Source organism: Sphingobium sp. TomMM7A (genome assembly GCF_055397305.1).
The window spans coordinates 1061335-1082547 of record NZ_AP027311.1 but is presented as its reverse complement, the minus strand read 5'-3'; the positions used below and the strand labels follow the sequence as shown (position 1 = coordinate 1082547).

General features: G+C 61.6%; 19 protein-coding genes. 3 read left to right on the top strand and 16 right to left on the bottom strand.

All coding sequences use genetic code 11. The features are described from left to right. The first annotated feature begins 52 nt into the window (after window positions 1-52). The 3 genes from ACZ5ZH_RS05450 to ACZ5ZH_RS05440 all read left to right on the top strand — a co-directional run bounded on the left by ACZ5ZH_RS05450 (window position 53) and on the right by ACZ5ZH_RS05440 (window position 3940). Entirely contained in the window at window positions 53-814 is a 762-nt protein-coding gene (locus ACZ5ZH_RS05450; protein ID WP_460988080.1) for a competence/damage-inducible protein A, read from the top strand. Window positions 815-1084: 270 nt separating this feature from the next. Then, window positions 1085-2428, top strand: a complete 1344-nt coding sequence (locus tag ACZ5ZH_RS05445; protein WP_449473046.1) for a UDP-glucose dehydrogenase family protein — start codon at window positions 1085-1087, stop codon at window positions 2426-2428. Between the two features lie 120 nt (window positions 2429-2548). Next, a complete protein-coding gene (locus tag ACZ5ZH_RS05440) occupies window positions 2549-3940 on the top strand; it encodes a glycoside hydrolase family 16 protein (RefSeq protein ID WP_464775211.1) in 1392 nt (463 codons plus the stop codon). Here the strand turns inward: ACZ5ZH_RS05440 and ACZ5ZH_RS05435 are convergent. From ACZ5ZH_RS05435 to ACZ5ZH_RS05360, 16 genes are all read right to left on the bottom strand, one after another. Continuing rightward, on the bottom strand, window positions 3925-4851 hold the full coding sequence (locus ACZ5ZH_RS05435) for a glycosyltransferase family 2 protein (RefSeq protein WP_464772423.1): 927 nt from the start codon (window positions 4849-4851) through the stop codon (window positions 3925-3927). The genes ACZ5ZH_RS05440 and ACZ5ZH_RS05435 overlap by 16 nt on opposite strands. Then, window positions 4848-5933 carry an acyltransferase family protein gene (locus ACZ5ZH_RS05430; RefSeq protein WP_464772422.1) on the bottom strand — a complete coding sequence of 362 codons (1086 nt, stop codon included), beginning with the start codon at window positions 5931-5933 and terminating at the stop codon, window positions 4848-4850. The genes ACZ5ZH_RS05435 and ACZ5ZH_RS05430 overlap by 4 nt, the downstream gene beginning before the upstream one ends. After that, complete coding sequence (locus ACZ5ZH_RS05425) at window positions 5930-7057, bottom strand: endo-1,4-beta-xylanase (protein WP_464772421.1); 1128 nt, start codon at window positions 7055-7057, stop codon at window positions 5930-5932. Before ACZ5ZH_RS05425 ends, ACZ5ZH_RS05430 begins: the two co-directional genes overlap by 4 nt. Beyond that, the gene (locus ACZ5ZH_RS05420; protein WP_464772420.1) at window positions 7054-8022 is read right to left on the bottom strand and encodes a glycosyltransferase family 2 protein; all 969 of its coding nucleotides are present in this window, start codon (window positions 8020-8022) and stop codon (window positions 7054-7056) included. Before ACZ5ZH_RS05420 ends, ACZ5ZH_RS05425 begins: the two co-directional genes overlap by 4 nt. Further along, window positions 8022-8966, bottom strand: a complete 945-nt coding sequence (locus ACZ5ZH_RS05415; RefSeq protein WP_464772419.1) for a glycosyltransferase family 2 protein — start codon at window positions 8964-8966, stop codon at window positions 8022-8024. Before ACZ5ZH_RS05415 ends, ACZ5ZH_RS05420 begins: the two co-directional genes overlap by 1 nt. Beyond that, window positions 8963-9892: a glycosyltransferase family 2 protein gene (locus tag ACZ5ZH_RS05410; RefSeq protein ID WP_464772418.1), complete on the bottom strand. Its 930-nt coding sequence runs from the start codon at window positions 9890-9892 to the stop codon at window positions 8963-8965. The genes ACZ5ZH_RS05415 and ACZ5ZH_RS05410 overlap by 4 nt, the downstream gene beginning before the upstream one ends. Continuing rightward, window positions 9885-11249, bottom strand: a complete 1365-nt coding sequence (locus ACZ5ZH_RS05405) for an O-antigen ligase family protein (protein WP_464772417.1) — start codon at window positions 11247-11249, stop codon at window positions 9885-9887. The genes ACZ5ZH_RS05410 and ACZ5ZH_RS05405 overlap by 8 nt, the downstream gene beginning before the upstream one ends. Window positions 11250-11254: 5 nt before the next feature. After that, entirely contained in the window at window positions 11255-12502 is a 1248-nt protein-coding gene (locus ACZ5ZH_RS05400) for a polysaccharide biosynthesis protein (protein ID WP_464772416.1), read from the bottom strand. Window positions 12503-12626: 124 nt separating this feature from the next. After that, window positions 12627-13427: a WecB/TagA/CpsF family glycosyltransferase gene (locus ACZ5ZH_RS05395; protein ID WP_464772415.1), complete on the bottom strand. Its 801-nt coding sequence runs from the start codon at window positions 13425-13427 to the stop codon at window positions 12627-12629. Then, a complete protein-coding gene (locus tag ACZ5ZH_RS05390) occupies window positions 13424-14332 on the bottom strand; it encodes a P-loop NTPase family protein (protein ID WP_464772414.1) in 909 nt (302 codons plus the stop codon). The genes ACZ5ZH_RS05395 and ACZ5ZH_RS05390 overlap by 4 nt, the downstream gene beginning before the upstream one ends. After that, on the bottom strand, window positions 14329-15687 hold the full coding sequence (locus ACZ5ZH_RS05385; protein ID WP_464772413.1) for a GNVR domain-containing protein: 1359 nt from the start codon (window positions 15685-15687) through the stop codon (window positions 14329-14331). Before ACZ5ZH_RS05385 ends, ACZ5ZH_RS05390 begins: the two co-directional genes overlap by 4 nt. After that, window positions 15684-17105 (bottom strand): ATP-binding protein, encoded by a 1422-nt coding sequence (locus ACZ5ZH_RS05380; RefSeq protein WP_464772412.1) that lies wholly within the window; start codon window positions 17103-17105, stop codon window positions 15684-15686. Before ACZ5ZH_RS05380 ends, ACZ5ZH_RS05385 begins: the two co-directional genes overlap by 4 nt. Then, window positions 17102-17902 carry a polysaccharide biosynthesis/export family protein gene (locus ACZ5ZH_RS05375; protein WP_449474637.1) on the bottom strand — a complete coding sequence of 267 codons (801 nt, stop codon included), beginning with the start codon at window positions 17900-17902 and terminating at the stop codon, window positions 17102-17104. Before ACZ5ZH_RS05375 ends, ACZ5ZH_RS05380 begins: the two co-directional genes overlap by 4 nt. A gap of 43 nt (window positions 17903-17945) precedes the next feature. Beyond that, on the bottom strand, window positions 17946-18812 hold the full coding sequence (locus ACZ5ZH_RS05370) for a hypothetical protein (RefSeq protein ID WP_464772411.1): 867 nt from the start codon (window positions 18810-18812) through the stop codon (window positions 17946-17948). Window positions 18813-19419: 607 nt separating this feature from the next. Next, the gene (locus tag ACZ5ZH_RS05365) at window positions 19420-19611 is read right to left on the bottom strand and encodes a hypothetical protein (RefSeq protein WP_464772410.1); all 192 of its coding nucleotides are present in this window, start codon (window positions 19609-19611) and stop codon (window positions 19420-19422) included. Window positions 19612-19759: 148 nt separating this feature from the next. Beyond that, the gene (locus ACZ5ZH_RS05360) at window positions 19760-21151 is read right to left on the bottom strand and encodes a sugar transferase (protein ID WP_464772409.1); all 1392 of its coding nucleotides are present in this window, start codon (window positions 21149-21151) and stop codon (window positions 19760-19762) included. Window positions 21152-21213: the final 62 nt, after the last annotated feature.

Here is a 21213-nt window from a genome sequence, read left to right as displayed (position 1 = left end):
CCCGATCGCGTCGGGCTAGGCAGCCGACGTGTCAAACGCTATGGCCAGCCTCATGCCCGTAACCGAACGTATCTGGACCGCCGCGCTGATCGTGATCGGAGACGAGATTCTGTCCGGCCGAACCCAGGACAAGAATATCGCGCAGATCGCGTCCTGGCTGAATGTACAGGGGATCAGGCTGCGGGAAGTACGCGTGATCGCGGACGACAGCGACTCCATCGTCGAAGCGGTAAATGCGCTTCGGGTGCGCCACGACTATCTGTTCACCACCGGAGGCATCGGGCCGACGCACGACGATATCACTGTCGATGCGATCGCCCGCGCCCTTAAGGTCGATGTCGAAATTCATCCGCAGGCCCGCGCCATGCTCCAGGGCTATTATGAAACACGGGGCGGGCTGACCGATGCGCGGTTGCGCATGGCCAGGGTGCCCGCCGGTTCAGACCTTATCGAAAACCGCATGTCAGGCGCGCCTGGCATTCGCCATGGCAATATCTTCATCATGGCGGGCGTGCCGCACATCACGGCTGGCATGCTCGACATGCTGACCGGCACGTTGGAGGGCGGGCAGCCCTTGCTGTCGGCGCAGATTGGCTGCTGGGTCGCTGAAAGCGAAATAGCCGACCTTCTCGCCGCGACGGAGCGCACGCATGAAGGCTGCCAGATCGGCAGCTATCCCTTCTTCCGGGATGGCCGGACGGGGGCAAACTTCGTCATCCGCTCAACCCGGGCCGCAGTGCTGGAGCAGTGCATTGCCGATTTGAGCGCTCGACTGGAGCAAGGCGGCTGGCCGGTCTTCGCTGGCGGCATCTGACGCGGTTTCCTACCAGCAACTGGCTGGTTCCACGCCCATATGTGTCTGCTTAGCGGCAGGTTGCGTTGCATCAACTCGGTGCGAGACGCTATGCTGCGCTGCATCAATAGCTGGCTGGTTCCAGCTTTTGGATGTCGGGCTTCACGCTTGGGCATCCGATCCATGGCGAAAGGCTAAGCCCATCAGTCCCGCGCTCGCGGGATCGGCTTTTTGCGCCTTTTTCTCCGGATCGCTGCGCAAGGGGGAGCCGCTTGTTAAGGAGAATAGGTGATGCGGATCGTGATGACCGGATCGGGCTATGTTGGGCTGGTTTCGGGCGCATGCCTTGCCGACTTTGGGCATGATGTCGTCTGCGTAGACAAGGACGTAGCCAAGATCGAAGTGCTACGCGACGGCGGCGTGCCGATATACGAACCGGGGCTCGCCGACCTGATCGCGCGCAATGTGAAGGGAGGGCGCCTTACCTTCACCACGGACCTGGCGGCTTCGGTGGCGGAGGCGGACGTCGTCTTCATCGCCGTTGGCACGCCTGCGCGCCGGGGCGATGGTCACGCCGACCTTAGCTACGTCTATGATGCCGCTCGCGAAATCGCGTCCGCATTGCGTGGCTTTACGGTCGTCGTCACCAAATCGACTGTTCCCGTCGGAACAGGCGATGAAGTGGATCGCATCATCCGCGAAGCCAACCCGGCTGCGGAGTTTGCCGTCGCCTCCAACCCTGAATTCCTACGCGAAGGCGCGGCGATCCAGGATTTCAAGCGGCCTGACCGCATCGTCATCGGCATCGAGGATGACCGCGCCCGCCCGGTGATGGAGGAGGTCTATCGCCCCCTTTATCTGAACCAGGCACCGATTCAGTTCACGGGCCGACGCACCAGCGAGCTTATCAAATATGCCGCGAACGCCTTCCTCGCGATGAAGATCACCTACATCAACGAGATCGCGGAACTGTGCGAACATGTCGGCGCGGACGTTCAGCAGGTTGCGCGCGGCATCGGCCTCGACAACCGCATCGGCAGCAAGTTCCTCCATGCTGGTCCCGGCTATGGCGGCTCCTGCTTCCCGAAGGATACGCTGGCGCTGGTGAAAACGGCTGAAGACGCGGGCGCGCCGATCCGCCTCATCGAAACAACGGTTGCGATCAACGAAAGCCGCAAGCGTGCCATGGCCCGCAAAGTGGTCGCTGTGTGCAACGGTTCCGTTCGCGGCAAGACGATCGGCGTGCTGGGCCTAACCTTCAAGCCGAACACGGACGACATGCGGGACGCGCCCTCGCTCTCCATCATACAGGCGTTGCAGGATGCTGGTGCCCAGGTCCGCGCCTATGATCCGGAAGGAATGGAGGCCGCTCGATCGATGCTGCGCGGCGTCGATTTCTGCGCCAATCCCTATGAGGCCGCCCAGGGCGCTGCGGCGGTGGTGATCGTGACCGAATGGGACGCACTCCGTGCGCTCGACCTGCCGCGCCTGCGATCCGTGATGAGCGGTGAGGGGCTTGTCGATCTTCGCAACATCTACCGGGCCGCCGACGCGGAAGCGGCGGGCTTCTCCTATGTCAGCGTAGGCAGGGGCGCAGAACCGGAGCCCGAAACGCTCATCCAGGCAGCGGAATAAAGCCTACATGTATCGGCTCATCGCAAATGCTCCAGCTTTGCGATGAGCCGTGCTTGACCGGAAGTTTTTGTTAATCTTCGTATAGGACCCTCAAGGGGCTAATAAGCGGGGGTTGCAAAAATGAATATCAAACTGACCGGCTCCATGTGTGGAGCCGGATTATCGCTTCTATGCGTCATGGCGGCGGGGGCCGCGACGATGTTATCGAGTGGATCGACATCGACTAACTTGCAGACGGCGTCAACCACGACTCTGCTCAGTAGTGGATCGACATCGACAACCACTTCGACAACTTCGCTATCGACTGACACCACTTCGACCGTTTCATCCAGCTTTTCCACATATGATTTCGCCAATGGTACAAAGCTGCCGGACAAGTCGACCTTGTCGCTAGGCAACGCTACCGTACGTCCGGGCAGCGGCACCGCCTATGTGCCGGTAAGGCTTGATCGTCCGACGCCAAACACCGTCATCGCGCGGGTCATTACCGTGAACGGGTCAGGCACGCTGCGCGCGCTGTCCGGCTACAACTACCAGACGGTAGATACAGTCGTGATCTTCCGCCCCGGCGATCCGCTCGTCCAGACGGTCGGTGTACCGATCACCAGCCTCGCCGAGGGACAGCAGTTCCAGTTAAAGCTGCGGGAAGCGCCCTGGGGCGGCCTCCAGGGGCAGTCGCTGGCGACCATCACCGCGAGCAGCACCGTCGCGCCAACACCCAAGGCAACCGGCACTTTCCGCCAGCCCCGAACCTTCGCGGCAACGGGCACGCTCCAGTTCGAGCTGAAGAAGGAAACGCACAAGCGCTCGCCCGACGGCGGCTGGGATCGCTGGGCCACCTCGCTGTCGCATGGCCGTACCCAGATCGCCAATGGAGAGACCGGCCTCTATCTCGATTCGTCGCTATTCCCCGGCATTGAAGGTCCAGTCTACTGGGGCACAAAGGGTCTTGTCCTGCATAGCCAGAAGCTGAAGTCGCCTATCTGGTATGAAGGCCAGAACTGGTATTATGGCGCGTCGGTGCTGGATGGCCGCAATTTCATCGCCTCGCAGATCGCCTATGGCCAATATGAATGGGTGGCCCGGATGCCCAACCGCCGTGGGTCATGGCCCGCATTCTGGCTGATCTCCACCAGCGGATGGCCGCCCGAAATCGATATCTATGAAGGCTTCGGCTATCAAAGCTACTGGGACTTCGATCGTCATATCGCCCAGACCATTCATGGCGGCAAGGACGGCGTCCGCAGCTTCCAGCGGGGCGTCACGATCCAGGCTGAGCAGGCTTACGGCCTCAATGGCTTCGCCCAAGACTTCCACCGCTTCGCCGTCGATATTCAACGCGATTATATCACCTGGTTCGTGGACGGGGTCGAAACATATCAGTCGGTCAATCCCTTCCAGGGGCACCGCTGGTATCCGATCATGGACGTCGCGGTGAAGACCAGCGGCGCCTATGATGATGGCTCAGGAGACATGATCATCAAGAGCCTGCGCATCTACAGCGCGCCATAATGGCTATGGGCGCCGCCTGACAGGGCATAGAGGCGCCCCCAGCATTTGACCCACTGCCCGGCAACGTCTACGCGGCGAACGCCGGGCAGGATCAGTCCTGCAAGGCCGACGGTACGCAACCCCAGAATGCCGAGTGTCCGCGCTACCAGCACAACCTGCGCAACGCCCCCCGGCCGCCGCTTCCGCCGCGCCAGCGTCTCTGTAAATCCGATCCGCCACATCCGTTTCAACACCCAGCTGAGCTTCGCCCGTTCCGGCGGCACCCATTCGCTCACCCGCGCATCAGGTGCCCAGGCGAACCGCGCACCGGCTTCCCGCAACCGTGCAAGGAAATCCAGATCTTCACCCCCGCTGCGGTTGAAGCGCATATCGAACCACGGCCGTGGCGCCATCTCCAGCGCCCTGCGGTTCACCAGCAGGTTATTGCTCGCCCACAACATGCCCGTCGCGCCCCATGCGCGCTGCTCCGGCCGGAACACCAAAGTCTGTTGCGCCCATCGTGGCGGCCCATCCTTGAAGTGAAAATCAACAGGCCCCGCGACCACATCGGCACCCACCTGCGCCTGACAGGCAAGCAGCGCGTCGAGCCAGCCCGGCTGCGGCCACTCATCATCATCGATCATCGCAATGAACCGCATAGCCGGATCGGCCATCGCAACATCACATATCGCATTGCGAACCGAACAAAGCCCCGGCTCCGCCACCGGCAATAGCGTCAGGGGCAAGGGATAGCCGCTATTCCGCAAAGCCTCCACGACAGCCGCGCCCTCTGCCGCGTTCCCGTCATTGTCGGCGACCAGCACCATCACATCCTGCCGCTGCACCATCTTTGCCAGCGTCTCCAGCAAGTGCCGCAATTCGGCAGGTCGCCGGAACGTCGGAACCGCAATCCAGATCGGTTTGCCCATCATGGCGCCGCCGGTTCCAACGCGGTGGGGCGCTGCGGACGCCCCTTTTGCAGCCATTTGATGAACTGGTGCCCTCGCACCTCGATCAGCAAATAGCTGACCCAGCAGATCAGCCAGGTGACGACCAGCATCCCAAGCACGAACAGCCAGTCCATCCCGACGATTCCATGCCGCTGCGCGACGCCCATTGCCCGCGCGGCGATGTCGCGCACCAGCGGATGCCAAAGATAGATGGAATAGCTGATGAGGCCGAGGTGAAAGCTCAATCGATTAGCCATTACCGCGCGCGCGGCTGGCCCGTCATAATAGCAGCTCAGCACCAAGGCGGGCATCAGGCACACAACCAGCACATCGGCTCCCGGCAACAGCAGCGCCAGCGCGATCAGACCGCAAACCGCCGCAAAGCCGCCTTTGCGGCCAATCACGGCCTTGCACAAAGGATGGTCCGCAACGCGATACGTCAGCACGCCCAGCGAAAATCCAGCAAGGCAGCGCAGCAGCGTCAACACGCTGTCGCTGTTATTGACGTCGAGCGGCCCGCTGGCCCCCAGTCCCGACGAAGCCACGAGCAGCAGCAGTCCGATGCAGATCGCCACCTGCGCCCATGCCCAGCGCGAAAAGGCAAGGATCGCGATCAGTGGATAGATGAGGTAGGCCGCAACTTCCGTGCTGACCGACCAGCTATTGCCAGCGATCGGTTCCGTGCCCCAACCCCAGCTCTGCACCATGAACAGGTTGCTGAGGATATTGGCCGGGTTCAACTCTATCGACTGATTGCCCGACACGTTGAGCAGGATGCGCAGCCCAAAGACCAATGTCACGATCAGGTGCAGCGGCCAGACCCGCGCCATGCGGTTGATCAGGAAATCGACATAGCTCGCTCGGCCCAGATGCTTCACCACCCGGTCATGATAGCCATAGGAAATGACGAAGCCGCTCAGGATGAAGAACAGGTCGACCGCCAGATAGGCCCGCGAGAAAAGCGGGATCGCAAACTGCGAAAAGGCTGGTTGATGCGGGATGTGATAAAGAAGGACGGAAACGGCCGCGACCCCGCGCAGGCCGGTGAGTGAGGCGACCCTCATGCCCGGTTCCTCCTTGCAGGAGGCGCCGCATCGAAGGCACCAGCAATTGCGTCCCAAAATGGCTTCCGGGCCATTTTACCGTCAAAGGGCAGGCCACGAGACAGCTGCCCGTCAGGCCATTTATATTCGGGATATTTGGACAGCCATGAATCTCTGTCCGACACACCCCAGCACAGGACTGATCCCATCGCCGGATTATCCAGCGCTACGTCGAGGAAAGCCTTGGCAAAGGCCGCAACCTCACGGTCGCGCTTGTCCGGATTGGGTGGCCCGCCACGGTCGGCGATATCCAGTTCGGTGATCGCCAGCTTCAAACCATATCCGCTCAGCGTTTCCAGAAAATCGCCAAACTGCCGCTGATTGAACGGCTCCTTATAGGGTTTCAGATGCCCCTGAATGCCGATGGCATCCAAAGGCACACCCCGGCTCATCAAACGATCGAGCAGCTTCAGCATGGCGGTTCGCCGCCGCTCGCAGCGCGGGGAGTCATGCTCCAACCCATAGTCGCCCAGGAACAGCGTGGCCTCGCTATCCGCCTCTCGTGCGCGATGGAACGCAAGGTCGATATAATGTTCGCCCATGGCTTTCATCCATAGATTCTCCGCGCGCATCCCGTCGGCTCGGCCCTGATTGGGCTCAAGTGTTTCATTGACCACGTCCCATTCGGAAATCCGGCCCGCGTAGCGCCGCATGGCAACGTCGATATAGCCGGTCATCAACTGTCGTTGCTGCGTATCGCTTGCCTGTTGCACCGCCGGTTCCAGCCAGGGCGGATTGGCCGTGTACCAGACCAATGTGTGTCCGCGCGCCCGCATCCCATGCGCTTGTGCGAAGTCGATGATCTGGTCAGCTCCGCTGAAGTCGTATTTGCCGGGCTTTGGTTCGGTGGTTCCGCGCTTCAGTTCATATTCCTGCACCAGAATGTCGCATTCCCGCGCCACTGTTGCGCGATAGGCGCTGTCTTCGCGCAGCAATCGCGATTTCACGGCCGCGCCGAAATAGCGCCCGGAAGCCTTGGCATGATCGGCCAATCCTTCGCGCGACACGACGCGCGCGGCGCCGGGAGGCAGGGGAGAGCAGGCCGCCAGCGTCGCTGCCCCCGCCAGAAAATCCCGGCGCCTCACAGGCTTTGCCTCCGCCCGCTCAACAGTCGCGTGACATCGATCCAGCGGTCACAGATTTTGCGATAAACGCCGTCCGGCAGAACGATCTGCATCAGCACCGCGCCCGCCAGGCGCGGTCCATAGGCGCCATGGAACAATGCCGTCAGATAGTAGCGGATGGCCCGAAGCCGTTTGGTCGGCCAGATGCTCTTTGCCGCGTGCCAACCCATATATCCCGAAAAAGCCCGCGCCGAGATATGGGGGCGCAGGTCGGCGAGCCAGGTCAGGCTGCCCACACTCCCCCGGATTTGCGACAGCCTGTCCTCTGCTTGACGGTCTGCCCAGATCGTACCGGGGCGGCTGGCCATAACGAAACGCGCGCCCGCCAGCGACAACCGCAACGCGAAATCGGTGTCATCGCCAAACTTCACATCTTCGCGATAACGGACCTTCTCGGCGAGCGAACGCCTGAGCGCCACGCTGCTGGTCTGGATGAAGCCTCGATCGCACATCAGGTAACGATCGACCGGCTCATTCCTTTGTATCGCACGCGGAGGTTTAAGGAAATTCCGCCCGCCGCCCCGGTCGGCCAGCACCTGTCCATAGGCCACGATATCGTCACTTTCCTCCAGCAGGGGCAGCAGATCGGCAAGGTGATGCGGCAGGAAACGGTCATCGCAATCCAGAAAGGCGATGTATCGGCCCCGTGCGCGATCGACACCGGCGTTGCGCGCCGCCGACGCACCCCGGTTCTGCTGGACGACGACGGTCAGGCGCGGGTCCTTGATCGCGCCCAGCGCCAGTTCGGTGCCGTCGGTCGATCCATCGACGACTACGATCACTTCGATCACCGCGATGCTCTGCTCCAGTGCGGAAAGCACCGCCGCCACGACCGCGTCGCGGCGTTGATAAGTGGGGATGACAACCGAAAATAGCGGTTGCGCGACGGCAGCCTGAAGCTGCGATGGAGGTTGCCAGGCGCTCATCACGACCGCGCTCCGCCATGGGCGGGTTCGCCCTTGCCGAACCGAAGTACGAACAGGTTGACCAGCGAACGGTAGAGCGGCTTTGGAAGGTAGGATCGCAATATCTGCCGCGCGACCACCCGTGGCGGCACCCCTCCTGCGAACATGCCGATCACCAGATCGCGTAGCGCAGCGACGGGGCGCACGGGCGCCATGTGATAGGCCAGAACCGTCGCGCGATAGCCGCGCCGTGCTCGATCAGTGAGCATGTGACCGCAGCGATCGAGCCAGTCCAGCGAGGTTTCATAACCCCGGACATAGGATGTGCGGCCATCTTCCGTCGCGTCCAGCCACACCGTCAGCGGCTCGTCGATCATCTTGAACCGCGCGCCCGCGCCCTGCAACCTGACGCAGAAGTCGAGATCCTGTCCCTTCTTCAACGCTGGATCGAACAGCACCTGGCGGGCCATCTCGCTCGGCACGACCATGGTCGATGTCTGCATGAACTGATTGGCGCAGAACAGATATTCGCCAACATCCTCGCCGTCCCGTATGCCGCGATCGGGCCTGATCCAGTAGCGATCGACGCCCCGGTCCACCTTCATCCTGGAATAGAGGACCGTGCGGCCGTCATCATCCTTCAGCGCCTGCGCCATGATCGACAGCTTGCCCGGCAGGAACAGGTCGTCGGAATCGAGGAAGGCGATATATCGGCCCCGCGCGGCCTTGATCCCATGATTGCGCGCGGCTCCACCCCCGGCATTATCCTGCCTGATATAGCGCACGCGCGGATCGCCAATGGCTTCGATCACCGGAGCCGGATCGTCGCGCGATCCGTCATCGATCACGACGATCTCAAAATCCTGCCAGTCCTGCGCTTGCACCGACCGGATCGTGTCGCCCACGATATCGGCACGGTTATAGAGCGGGATGACCACGGAAAAGAAGGGAGCAGCATCGCTCATGCGCCATGCACCTTTCGATATTCTTCATAACGGAAGCCCGCGATTCCGGCGATCTTGCCGACAGCGCGGTAGAGCTTGCCCAGCCGCACAACGCGCTTGCCCCGGTCCAGAGTGGCCGCAGCGCCCAGCGTCCCGACCAGAAACCCGGCGGCAATGCGCGGCGCTTCGCCCAGCAAGGTGCGTAGCCACCCCCTGTGGAACCGTTCGACCATCATGTCGGTCATCCCCAGCCGATAGCCGCGCATCAGCAGCCATTTGGCAGTGACCCGGCTCGCCGGGATCAGCTCCGTCACCAGAGCCTCCTCCGACCAGGCAAAGGGAAAGCCCTTGCGCGCCATCCGGCTGAACAGCTGCTTGTCCGACCCGCCGGTCAGCGCCATGCGCTCATCGAACGGCCGCTCGCCCATCTGATGCAGTGCCTGCGCAGAGATCAGCACATTGGCCGTGCTATCGACGAGCGCGACAGGCCCTGACGTCCCGCGCCGCTTGGCTTGCAACAAAGGATGCCGCGCGGCCCAGGGCGCAACCCGCGCGTCCATCTCCCGCGCCACCGCGCCGCCCACGACATCCGCATTCCAACGCATGGCCGTGTCCACCAGCGCATCGATCCAACCGTGGGAGGCGGCTTCATCATCATCCAGCATCGCGACATGCGTCACGCCGGGTCGCCCAAGCGCCTCCGCCACCAAAGCATTGCGCACCACGGGTATCCCCCGCTCAACCACCAGCAGCGCCTTGATCGGCCAGCGATAGCCCTGGGACGCCAGCCTCTCGACCACGCCCATGCCCTCGGCCCGCGCGGCGTCATTGTCCGCGACCAGCACCTCCAGCTTATGACTCGTTTCCAGCGCCGCGATCGATTCCAGCGTCCGCTGCAATCCTTGCGGCCGATTGCACGTAGCGATGGAGATAATAACCCTAGCCATCAACAGCCTCCGGGGAAGAAATGTGGCGCCGCTGCCATTGCGGGCGCGGCTTGGCCTTGAAAGTCGCGTGCGCGGTGGCAACCGCCGCGAGGAAGATCACCCAGACCTGCCGGTCCTTATCGAAGAAGGAGGTTTCCAGCAGATTCTGGTACATGACGAACACCCAGATGGCGAAAGCCGGAACCATCAGATGCTGGTTCTCCTTGGTCGATCCGGTCAGGAACCAGTAAGCGGGCAGGGCAAGAAAGCTCACCAGCAGCATGGCCAGCCCTAAAGGCCCCGTCGTCACCCAAATCTCCAGATATCCATCATGCGAATGCGCGGTCAGCATCTGGAATTGCTGGTTCAGGTAATCATGCGCCGGGGAGTTTGCCCCCACCTGCCAGAAGCCCCCGAAACCCGCCCCCAGGAACGGATGATCGGCCAGATAGTCCAACGCCACGCGCCAGATCGACACGCGCCCGGTAAAGCTCGTCGGATCGGCAAACAGCCGTTCGATCGTCGGTTGATAGGCGATGTAGAGCGCCAGAAACCCCACCATTCCGAACCCGAGCATGATCAGCAGGATCGCCCGCTTCTGCGTATTGTCGCTCAGCGCCCGATAGATGTTGCTGATCGCCAGCATGCCGATGCACAGCGCCAGCGACGTCTTGCTCTTCGTCCCGATCACGAAGACGAACGCCATGAGCGCAAAAAGCGCATAATACCATTTACGCCGGTCGATCCACGCATTGCCGCACACGATGAAGCACAGCGCCATCACAGCGCCCGCGATATTCTTGTGAAAGAAGAACCCTCGCCACGCCCCAATCAAAGCCTTGTCGCTCTCGGTCGGCGGATGCACCGCTGCGGAGGTCAGCGGCATCGAAATCCAACATATGAGCAGCGAGGTAATCAACGCCCATCGCAGCGCGGTGAACAACCGTTCCGGCCCGATCAGCGCCAATGCACAGAAGGTGATGTAGATCACGATGAACTGCTGCATCACCCGCTTGAAGGACACGAACGGATCGACGCCCCAGCTACAGGTGATCAGGAACCAGACCAGCATGATCGCCAGCGGCCAGAAGGTGAAACGGTATTTCAGCGGATGCTGACGAAATATCTGCACCCCCGTCAGCAGCAGCGCAAAGCCGATGAACAGCGCCTGCTTGAACAGGTCCGACCCGTCATTGTCCGCCGCCATCGCCACCAGCTCATCCTGCGTCCGCGACGCGAAAGGCTGCTGGCCGATGAAGACCATCATCAGGAACACATAGTAGAAGATCTGCGCGACCACGACCATCCGGCTTTCCTGCGAAGTGGCAGGAGCGGGGAGGGAGGGGGCAAGGCCAGTGCGGTGCCATGTTGACGCCATGGGCTTTAGCCTTCCACCCTCTGGCTCGCCCGCCACTTGCGGTCGAGCTGCCAGATGCCCAGCATCATCACCAGTTGCGACAGCACGACGCCAGCGATCGAGAAGATCGGCGCGACCGCCAGTGTCAGCAAAGTCACCGCGACAATGCCTACGCCACAACTACGCAGGCTCTGATGAGCAAGCGGCCGGAACGCCTTGCGCGCCTGCGTCATGACGCTCATCGGCGTCTGCACGCACTGAACCAGCGAAAGCAGGGCGCACAGCCCCACCGCGATTGCGACCAACTGCCAATCAAGCGTCGGCTTCAGGATCAGTTGGGGAAAGATAAACAACACGACCGCCGCCAGCACGCACGTGCCAGCCCAGAGAAACAGCAGCGCGCCCATGAAAATGCGCTCGGACGTGATCGCCGCGTCATGATCGCCGCGCGCGACGGCCCGGGTCATGCGCGGCCGCTCCAACTGGGTAAGGGCGGTTATGCACACATTGACCGGCCGGAAGAACAGCATCCCCACCGCGACAGGCGCAAAGGCCGCCGGACCAGCGAGCAGCGTCACGATATAGCTATGCGCGTTGGATGTCGCTTCGGTCGACAGCACCCCCACCAACGTCCAGCCCGATTGCTCCCGCCAAACGGGACGATAGGCGCTCAGAGCCCTCGTCGGCCGCATCCTAAAATGCCGCCGCAAATAGGAAAGACCGAACGGCAGCAGCCCGGCGATGCTCGCCACCACCAACATCGCGCCGATGCTGGCCAGGTCCGCGCCGGTTCGGGAAGCCACCAGAAGTCCCGCGACGATCGTCCCGGCATAGGCAAGATCGGATCGCGCTGCTCGCGCGGGCCTATGATGCGCATAGGCATTGGATCGCCCGAACCACCGCACCAGGGACAGGGTGCCCGCCAGTCCGAACATCGCCGCCGCAGCAGCGGATGCCGTCGCCCAGGCAATGGCCGCGCAGATCAAACCCTGACTGACCGCCAGCAGCAGGCTCACCGGAAAGAAGAAGTCGAACGACTTATGGTCGGCTTCGTCGTCCTGATTGACCGCGATCGTATAGGGCGTGGAAACGAGCGCGTTCGACAGGCTGTACCCGAACTGGATGATAACCAGCAGAAACGCCAATGTGCCGATTGCCGCCGTGCCCAGATGATGAATGGAAAACAGTTGCACGGCCAGATGACTGACCGACACGATCGCCGACGACAGGCTGGCAAGGCCAAAGCGGCCAAAGATGTTGCCAAGTTTCCGCACGCGCGTCTCCGGCGAGCAGGAGGACTCTTCTCCCTCCCGCAGGCGGGAGGGGGGGCGCTCCTTGTTTTCCCCCTCCCGCAGGCGGGAGGGGGTTAGGGGGTGGGCCTGCGCAACCGCTGTCCCATCAGCCATGGCGATGCTTCCAGATCAGCCATAGCGCATGGGGATTGGTGGTGATGTAGCGCCAGGCCAACTGCCGGGGCCGTGTGACCATCCGGTGCAGCCACTCAAGCCCCGCATTCTGCATCCACATCGGCGCACGCGGATAGTCACCCGTCACATAGTTGAACAGGCCGCCGCAAGTGACGATCCACCCCGCCTTGATCCGGTGCCGGTTGCGGACGCAAAAGGACTGCTCGCGAGGCTTTCCCGTCCCGACCCACAGCACGTCCGGCGCCGCCGCGTTGATCTCCTCGATCAGCGCATCTTCCTCTTCCGCGCTCCAGAAGCCATTGCGCCGCCCGGCCAGCTTCAGGCCCGGCGTCGCATCGGTGATCCGCCGCGCGCATTCGGCATTCACCTTCTCCTCGCCGCCCAGCAGATAATAGCGGACATTGCCCGCTGCTGCCTGCGGCAGGCTGTCTATGAACATGTCGGTCGTGCTCGACCGGTCAGCTATCGGCGTGTTGCTGAACCAGCGTGACGCCATGACGATGATTTGCCCATCGGCGTGGATCAGGTCCGCCTGAGCGAGATCCGCGCGAAAGGTCGCATCAAGAGCATTCATCGACAGCCCCTGTCCATTGCAGTCGAACACCAGCAACGGCGCTTCCTTCTGCATTCGGCGCAGCGGTGCCTCACGCACCATCTTCGTAATCAGGGCATCGAGCGAGAGGGTGGAAACCGGCACGCCGCCGACCAGCACGCTCTTGTCTTGCGGCTCGACGGACTGAAAAGGCTGGGGGAGGGCTCGCTCTACGCTCATGCAATGACCGTCCCGGCGATCGGCACGCCCTGCCGATCCAGATCGTCGATGATGCGGCGCAAATCGGCGATGGCGGTATCGCCACGCCGCGCCACGATGACCACGGCGTCAAAGCCCGCCAAAATGCTGCCAACCGGCGTCTGCTCGCCCTTGCGCTCGGCAAGGTAGAACAGCATCGATGTTTCCTTAAGGCCCCATCCATTGGCCGTGTCGGCCAGCGGGCCGCGTGTGATCAGGCTCGACGCACTGCCGGAAGCGCGCCCGGCGGTCATCAGCCACAATCCCTCGATCGCGGTCTTGGCGGCGGGTAGCAATGCCGCGCTGCCCATCAACTGTTCGGCGAGACCCGCCTTGTTCGCTACCCGGAACAGCCGGTCGAGCGACGGGTTGCCCATGTCGACGTCAATCAACATGGTCTGCCCGTCCATCTGCGCGAGTACGACTGCAAGGTTCGCTGCCATGACCGCCGCCTCGTCCCCCGCATCCACGGACAGCACCGCCAGCCTTAGTGCGGATGGATCGCCCGCCTTCGCGGCTGCCCGCATCTTCGCCCGGATCGTCCTGACCTTGGCCGCGTAGGGACTTGCGGGGTCGAAGGCCGCGACCACAGCCGGGTCGATCCGCTCGTCACCCGCTGGCAATAGCGAAAAGCCGCCTGCCAGCGCCGCCAGCAGATTTGCCGCCTCTGTATCCAGCGCGCCCATCTCAACAGCCGCCTCGTGGAAGGCAAGGCCATGCTCACGCGCATACATGTCAACGCGGGTGACGTCGGATTCCGCCAGGAACCCGTGATCCACCGCCAGCTTGGCAAAGCTCTGCTTGTCCCGCCCTCTGGGGCGTAGCGCAGCGGTTCCGCCGCCGGGCATTAACTGGGGTGGGGCGCCTGCCGTGGAACGCAGTCTCATGCGGCCTCCTGCCGATTGAGGAACCAGCCGCTCCGGGTCGGGACCGGCAGCAGTTCGGTGATGACTTCAACTTCGGTCGCCTTTGCGACACCAGCGGCGGATCGAACGCGAGGCTTCAGGATTTCGGCGATGACGACTGCCGCGACCCCGCCAATCAGGCCCAGAGCGACCCCTGCGATCAGCCACAGCATCAGATTGGGCTTGGCTGGCATCAGCGGTACGGATGCTTCATCCAGCAGGCTGGCATTGGGTTGCGAAATCTGGCTCTTCAGCGTGGCCTCGTTGAAGCGCTGCCGAACCGTATCGTAGGTCTGTCGTGCGGCATCCACATCCCGTTGCATGACCATCAACTGGTCCTGCACGTCCGACATGCGGATCATGCGATCTTCCTGGCCCGCCATGTTGGATTTGAGGTCGCCCTCACGGCGGTTTGCAGCGACGCTGTTCGCATTCACCGCGCCCGCCTGGCTCGACCGCGCAGACGCCAGCTTGGATTGCAGTTCCGACAATTGCGCGTTCGCCGCGACCATGCTCGGGTGGTTTGGACCCAGCGTCTTCGACAGCTCCGAAACACGGCCTGATTGGGTCGCGACCTGCTCCTGCAAATTCTGGACGATCAGCGATCCTTCAATGTCCGAAACGGAACCTGCGCCCGCCTTGGATCGCGCCGCCGCCGCCTCGGCCTGCGCCTGCGTCAGCTGATAGGACATGTTCTTCAGCTTCTCGGCTTCAAGATCCATGCGGTTGATGCCGATAATGTCATGCGCCCGCTGGAAATCGGACAGCCGTTTCTGCGCCAGTTCGTAACGGCGGCGCACTTCCTGGGTCTGCTCGTCGAACCATTTGGCGGAACCGCGCGCGGGGGATGCGCGCAGTTCGACCTGCTCGCGCATGTATATCTGCGCGGCAAGGTTCGCGACCTTGCCCGCTACCGCCGGATCGGCATCGAGATATTGCAGTTGCAGTACATTGCTCTGACGACCCGTCGTTACGGTCAGATTGGCCCGCACCCGGTCGGCGGCTTGCTGCACGCGCGCGTCGAGCGGAATGTCCTTGGGCAGGGCATCGACGAAACCGGCTTCCTTGGCGACGGCATTGATCACCTTGGCGGATCGGATGACATCGGTCTGCGTGCCCAGGATGCTATCCACCTCGACGCGAACGCCGGGCTGGTTGTTGGCGTCCGTGGGGTCCGTCTGCGACAGGTCCAGCAGCAGCGAGGTTGTCGCCGCATATTGGCGCGGCTGGACGAAGGCCAAAATGGCGATGATGAGGAACAGCGCGCCACCCAGCAGCGCCGCCGTCCGCCATCGCGCCTGCACGGCCGACAGCAGATCGATCGGGTTCATGGTCATAGCCCGTCAACTCCTCGCAGCATGGCCCGCATCTCTTCGGCGGGGGTGGGGGCAGGGGGCGTCGCGGGCACCGGCTGCTTCGCCATCAACAACAGGAACTGCGGGGCCAGCGTGTCCTCGAACATGAACAGCTCGCCGCCGGGCATTGGCGTAAGGGCAGGCTCCAGCCGCCGCATCGCATCGGCCGCCTGACCTTCGTTGCTCGATCCGCCGCCCAGCACCTCATGGCCAAGCCGCACCAGCCGATCATAGGAAATGACCGACATTTGCGAAGCAGCCACGCCTGCGAGCGCGATCATCCGTCGGCTCGCATTGGCTTCCCACAACACGCGACGGAACAGCGCGTGGGTCGCCCCGCTCATCTCCGCCCAATCTTCGAGTGCAGACGCGAGGCCCTGCTCCACGTCGGCCAGCGTCATGCGCTCGCGTCCAGCGGACTCGGTGACGAGCGCCGCCTGCATGCCGAACAGCCGCGCATGGTAGGGCGACCCCATCGCCGCGCCCGCCAGCGCATCGAGCGCGTCGGGGTCAAGGCTCAGCCGCGCATTGTCCGCGCAGCTCATCAGCAGCCGTTCCAGCTCCAGCTTGGGGATCGGCGCGACCCGTTGCGGCGCGATATGCCGCCGCAATGATGGATGCGCCGCGATCAGCCCATCCACATCTCCCGCGATGCCCACCAGCACCACCTGAACCGGTGAATGAATGTCGGTCAGCAGCTTCAGCAGCGTCGCCACATCCGACTTTGCCTCGTCCGACCGCACCCGGTCATACTCGTCCAGGATCAAAATAGTACGCTGACGTACGTCCTCCACCAACAGGTTCGCCAACCGCGTTCCATCAATGGTTTCATTCATTAATTTCCGCGCTTTTTCCTGCCCCGCCCCACTCATCGGTAGCTCGCTGAGGAACGGCCGGAACAAGGAATCGAAATCAGCGTCGCCACTCGCCGATCCATAAAGCGCAACGCATCCGGCCTCATCCGCCAGATCGCCAAAAACCCGCGCCAGCGAAGTCTTGCCCGATCCGCGCGTACCAAAAATCACCGCATGCTTCCGCTGAACGACGATCGCCTCGACCAGCTTCTCCAGCTCGCTATTCCGCCCCGCCAGCCCATGACGATCCGTCACCGGCATCGCCGTGCTGAAAGCGCTGTAGATGGAATCCCGCCGCAAGCTGATCGGCTTCAGGGGCGACGCCATCGCCCCCATCGAAAGGGCGCGCGGTGCATCCGCCACCTCATCTTGCTGTTGCCGGAACCCCGGCGCCACGGGCGTGTCGAGCAGCAGCGGCTCAGCCATTGCCGCGCGAGGCTCAGCATTGGCAGTCTCGGTACGTGCCGTGCTGCGGCGAAAAGACAGGAGCCAGTCCCGCATGCCGCTGGACCGATCCTGCGCGAAGCCATGATCGATTGTCGTCAAAACAGCTTCTCCCGGATGATGAGGACGTCCTCAGGCTGAACCGGATCATCCAGGTTCGCCTGTATTTCCTTGCCTCCCCGGCGTACTTTTATGCGCTTGGTAGAACCTGCGAGCGTTGGCCCTCCCGCCAGTGCGAGCGCTTGGCGGAAGCTCTGACCCGGCGCGAACGAGAAGGCGCCAGGCTGCTGCACCTGGCCGTAGACATAAACCTTCTCGGCTGGCGGGACGAACAGGATGTCCCCAGGCTTCAACTGACGACTGCCCCCGACAGCCATGTCGGCTAGCGAGATGCGGACGGCGCCGCTGCCATCGGCTGGCGTCAGGATGACGGCGTTAGCCCCGTCCTTCGTCGAGCCGCCAGCCTTGGCAAGCATCGACGCGACCGTATAATTGCGATCAAGCGGATAATTGCCCGCTTGGGGCACATTGCCCAGAACGGTCACGAAGCGGCTGACATAATTGCTCACCTCGACGTTGACCGAAGGATTGGCGAGGAAGCCTCCGCTCGCGTAACTGGCCGCGATTGCCTGAGCCAGTTGCGACGTCGTCTTGCCCCGCGCTTGAATCGGGCCGATCAAGGCGAGTGTAACGGTGCCGTCTTCCTTGATGCGGGTCGTGGATGACAGGTCTGGTTGACCGAAGATCGCAATCCTCACTTCGTCGTCCGGCCCCAATTGATAGCCTGCGTCAGCTTGGGGCTTAGTCGACGGCGTCGCGGTAGTGACCGCCATTTCGGCCGTCTGCGCGCCAACGGGTGCTGCTGCGGCGACTGCAAGGAAGATCGAGAAGCTGGTCAGGAGAGCCTCTGCTTTCACAGTTCATGCTCCTTTATGTTCGAGGTCAAAATCGGATCGCCGTGCCCAGCGTCACCTGGGTTCCGCTATATTCGGCCACATCCGTATCGGTGCGCCGCTTATAGCGTTGCGCATCGAGCGAGATGTCGACGCGATCCGACAACTTGCGTTTCAGCACAGCTCCGAACCGCTGGTTGCGGTCGGCCGTTATTGAAAATGGTCGCAAAGCCGCGTCCTGGCGGAACCTGCGCCGCTCCAGTTCGCCGTAGAGGCCGGCAGAGGTGAGTTCCGAAATCGTGAACTCGCCCTCCAGTCGATATCTGGTCCGGATCGCAAAACCACTGGCTATCAGGCTGTCGTTAACAATGCTGCGTTCTGTCGTGGCTGTCAGTTTGAGCCGGGGAACGATGCTGGTCGAAATACTCACATCCCAGCCTGGGCCATCATAATTCCCAACGGCTGCCGAATCGCTGCTCACATCCAGCCAGCGCACCTCGGCATCAAGTTGTGTGATCGGCGACACCTGACGTTTGAACCGCAGGCCATAACTGTTGGTTCGATTTTCGATGCCAAGCTTGTTCCGATCGCTGTTCACGCGCTCGTAAAAGGCGGTCAGCGTACCCAGGCTCGGCATGTTATAGCCGATCCCCGCAACAAATGTGTCGCTGGTCTGATCCGCATAATCGAAGGCGTTATCGTTGCGGGTCATGTCGCGACGATAGGATGCCACCGGGAACAAGCCCGGGCGCTCGCAACTCAGGTCTGCGCCAAAAGTGGTGAACCGCTGCAGATTTTCCGTTTGCTGATTGATGTCGCCATAATCAGCACGCTGTTGCCTGTAAGATGCAACGGGCGTGATGGAACAAGTCGCGCCAAAACGAATGACTGCCTTCGCCTCGGCGTCGAGCCGCAATTTGCTCCGCTGCCCTTCCGAAATAAACCGATCATAGCCAACCCGGCTTCTCAGCAGCAGGTCATGTCGTCCTATCGGCTTCCCATAAGTCAGTTCAGCCCAAGGCGTTACGATGATGTCGTCGGTGGGATTCTCCAGCCGATCATCCACACGATAAACATTGTCGTCATATAGTAGATCGACGCCAGCCGTCGCATGGAGGCCCATCGTCTTGAGCCGTGAAGCGTCATCGACCGTCGTCGTCTGAGCGCTGACGGGACAGGGCAGAGCAGTGAGCGCAGCACAGCCTATGGCTGCGGCAACCACCCGCGTGACCGGAGAAAGATCATGGCTTGCAGGCGCGTTAAAGCGCCTCCAAAAATGAGGAGTGTAAGTGATAACCAAATGTGCAACCCTTTATTGCATTGCAGCAATCAGGGCATGCTAGGCGCCTTTGCGCGCAAAACGAACCTCTTGACAAGCAGCTTGTCGCGACTATGCCACGCTTCGTTTCATCGTGAAAACGAGCGATCATCGGCGCTTTGTCGCGGTTGAGGGCTGTTAATCTGCCAGCAAGGTATCAAACCGGACGCTGTTCATCTGGCAGCAAGATTAAGCTGAGTCTTGGTCAGACCAAATACCAGATGATCGAACAGGTTGCAGCTGCGAAGGTGACGATCCCTGCCCAACGGGACAGAATTTCGACGCCGCGATCGGCGCGATCCGCGAAGGATGAGTACACCAGTTTGGGCGCACAACCCTTGTTGCTATCAAAGGAAGAATGTTGCGCAACGGCAACCGGCGCAAGATCGTCTGCCACGTGATTTGTCCGCCCTGTTCGAGATAGCAGACATATCCTATTTTACGCTTAACAAATAGTTCACGTACGCGCCGATCGTCACTCATTCCGTCGCAAATTCAATGAGGTGGTGCAAAAATCCTACGTAGAGGGCGATACCGCCTGCCCTTCAGTAGGCGTTGCGATGAATCAGGACGTTGAATGTACCGATCAGGATAGCGATGTCGCGCATCAGGCTCCAGCCGTGGAGATATTCCAGGTCAGCCTCTACCCGATTTAGAATGTCTCGGCGCGTCTCGGTAGCGCCACGGAATCCGCGGATTTGAGCAAGACCCGTGATGCCCGGCTTTAGTGCGTGGCGATGCCAATATTGGCGGTCGACTTGCCAGAATAGCTGTTCTTCCGCTGTCGAGCCCAGAGCGTGAGGACGCGGTCCCACCAGGCTCATCTCGCCTAGCAGAACATTGATCAGTTGAGGCAGTTCATCAATGCTGGTTTTGCGGATGAACGCACCTACTCGAGTGATGCGATCATCATCCCGTCGTGTGGATGAGGCGCCAGCGGCATCACATTGTTCAACGCGCATGCTTCGGAACTTCAGAATGTGGAACAGTCGATTTCCGCGGCCGATACGTTCTTGTTTGAAGAAGATGGGGCCGGGTGAATCGAGCCGGATCGCGATCGCGATCGCAACCAGCAAAGGTGCCAGTGCGATCAGCAGCGGGACCGTGATGGCAATATCCAAAAGCCGCTTTTGCGCGCGGTTTGCGAGATTCAGAGGACCGCGCGCCACGACGAGAGTGGAAACGCCGCGATATGTTTGCACAGCCAAGGGCGCCATTGAATCCAGTTCCGGTACGATGATCTCGCCCAGGATATTGCCGCCCTTGAGCATTTGAGCCCAATCCGTCTTGCGATCGGCAGGACAGGATATGACCACACGGTCGAAATCGCGTAGCAAGGTGCCTAGCCTGTGCAGCATATAAGGATCGTCTAGGTCTGCCTTGATGCCTGCACCTTCCGCATCGACAATTACCATGCCGCTGACATCTTCAGGAATCATGCCGCCATCGATGATCATCAGTTGTGCGAATAAATTGTCGCTGAAATGTCGCCGCACCGTGCGAACGATGACCAGGCGCTGCATAACCAACAGAGTTGCACTGCAAAGAATGCCCGCCGAAATGCCCAGCCGCGAAAGATGACCGGTCGCCTTCAGCGAGAAAACCGTGAGCAGGAAGATCAGCAGCGTCCCAGCCAGCGCAAGCGATGCATTGCGCAAGCTGGGCGTTAATTGAGTCAGGCAGACGGGATTGAATGCCTGATTGTGGAAGGCGACGATGCCGTAGACGATCATGCCTCCGCCAAGTGGTTGCCATAGCCCCGAAAAGAGTAAGGGCACGCCAGCCGCGCGCAAGCCAAGACCAAAGCCAGTTGCGAGAGCGGCCATGTCCGCTGCCACGAGCAATAGGCACAGCCAAAGCCTTACGTTCCGCTGAACGGCGGATGTTGTAGGCTGGCGACCGGGAAACCCCTCGATCGCCAGATCGATTTTCGACATCTGCAACCCTTTTCGTGTCCTGACGTCAACTACGCTTCATCCTGAAGGACGAATGTGTGCAT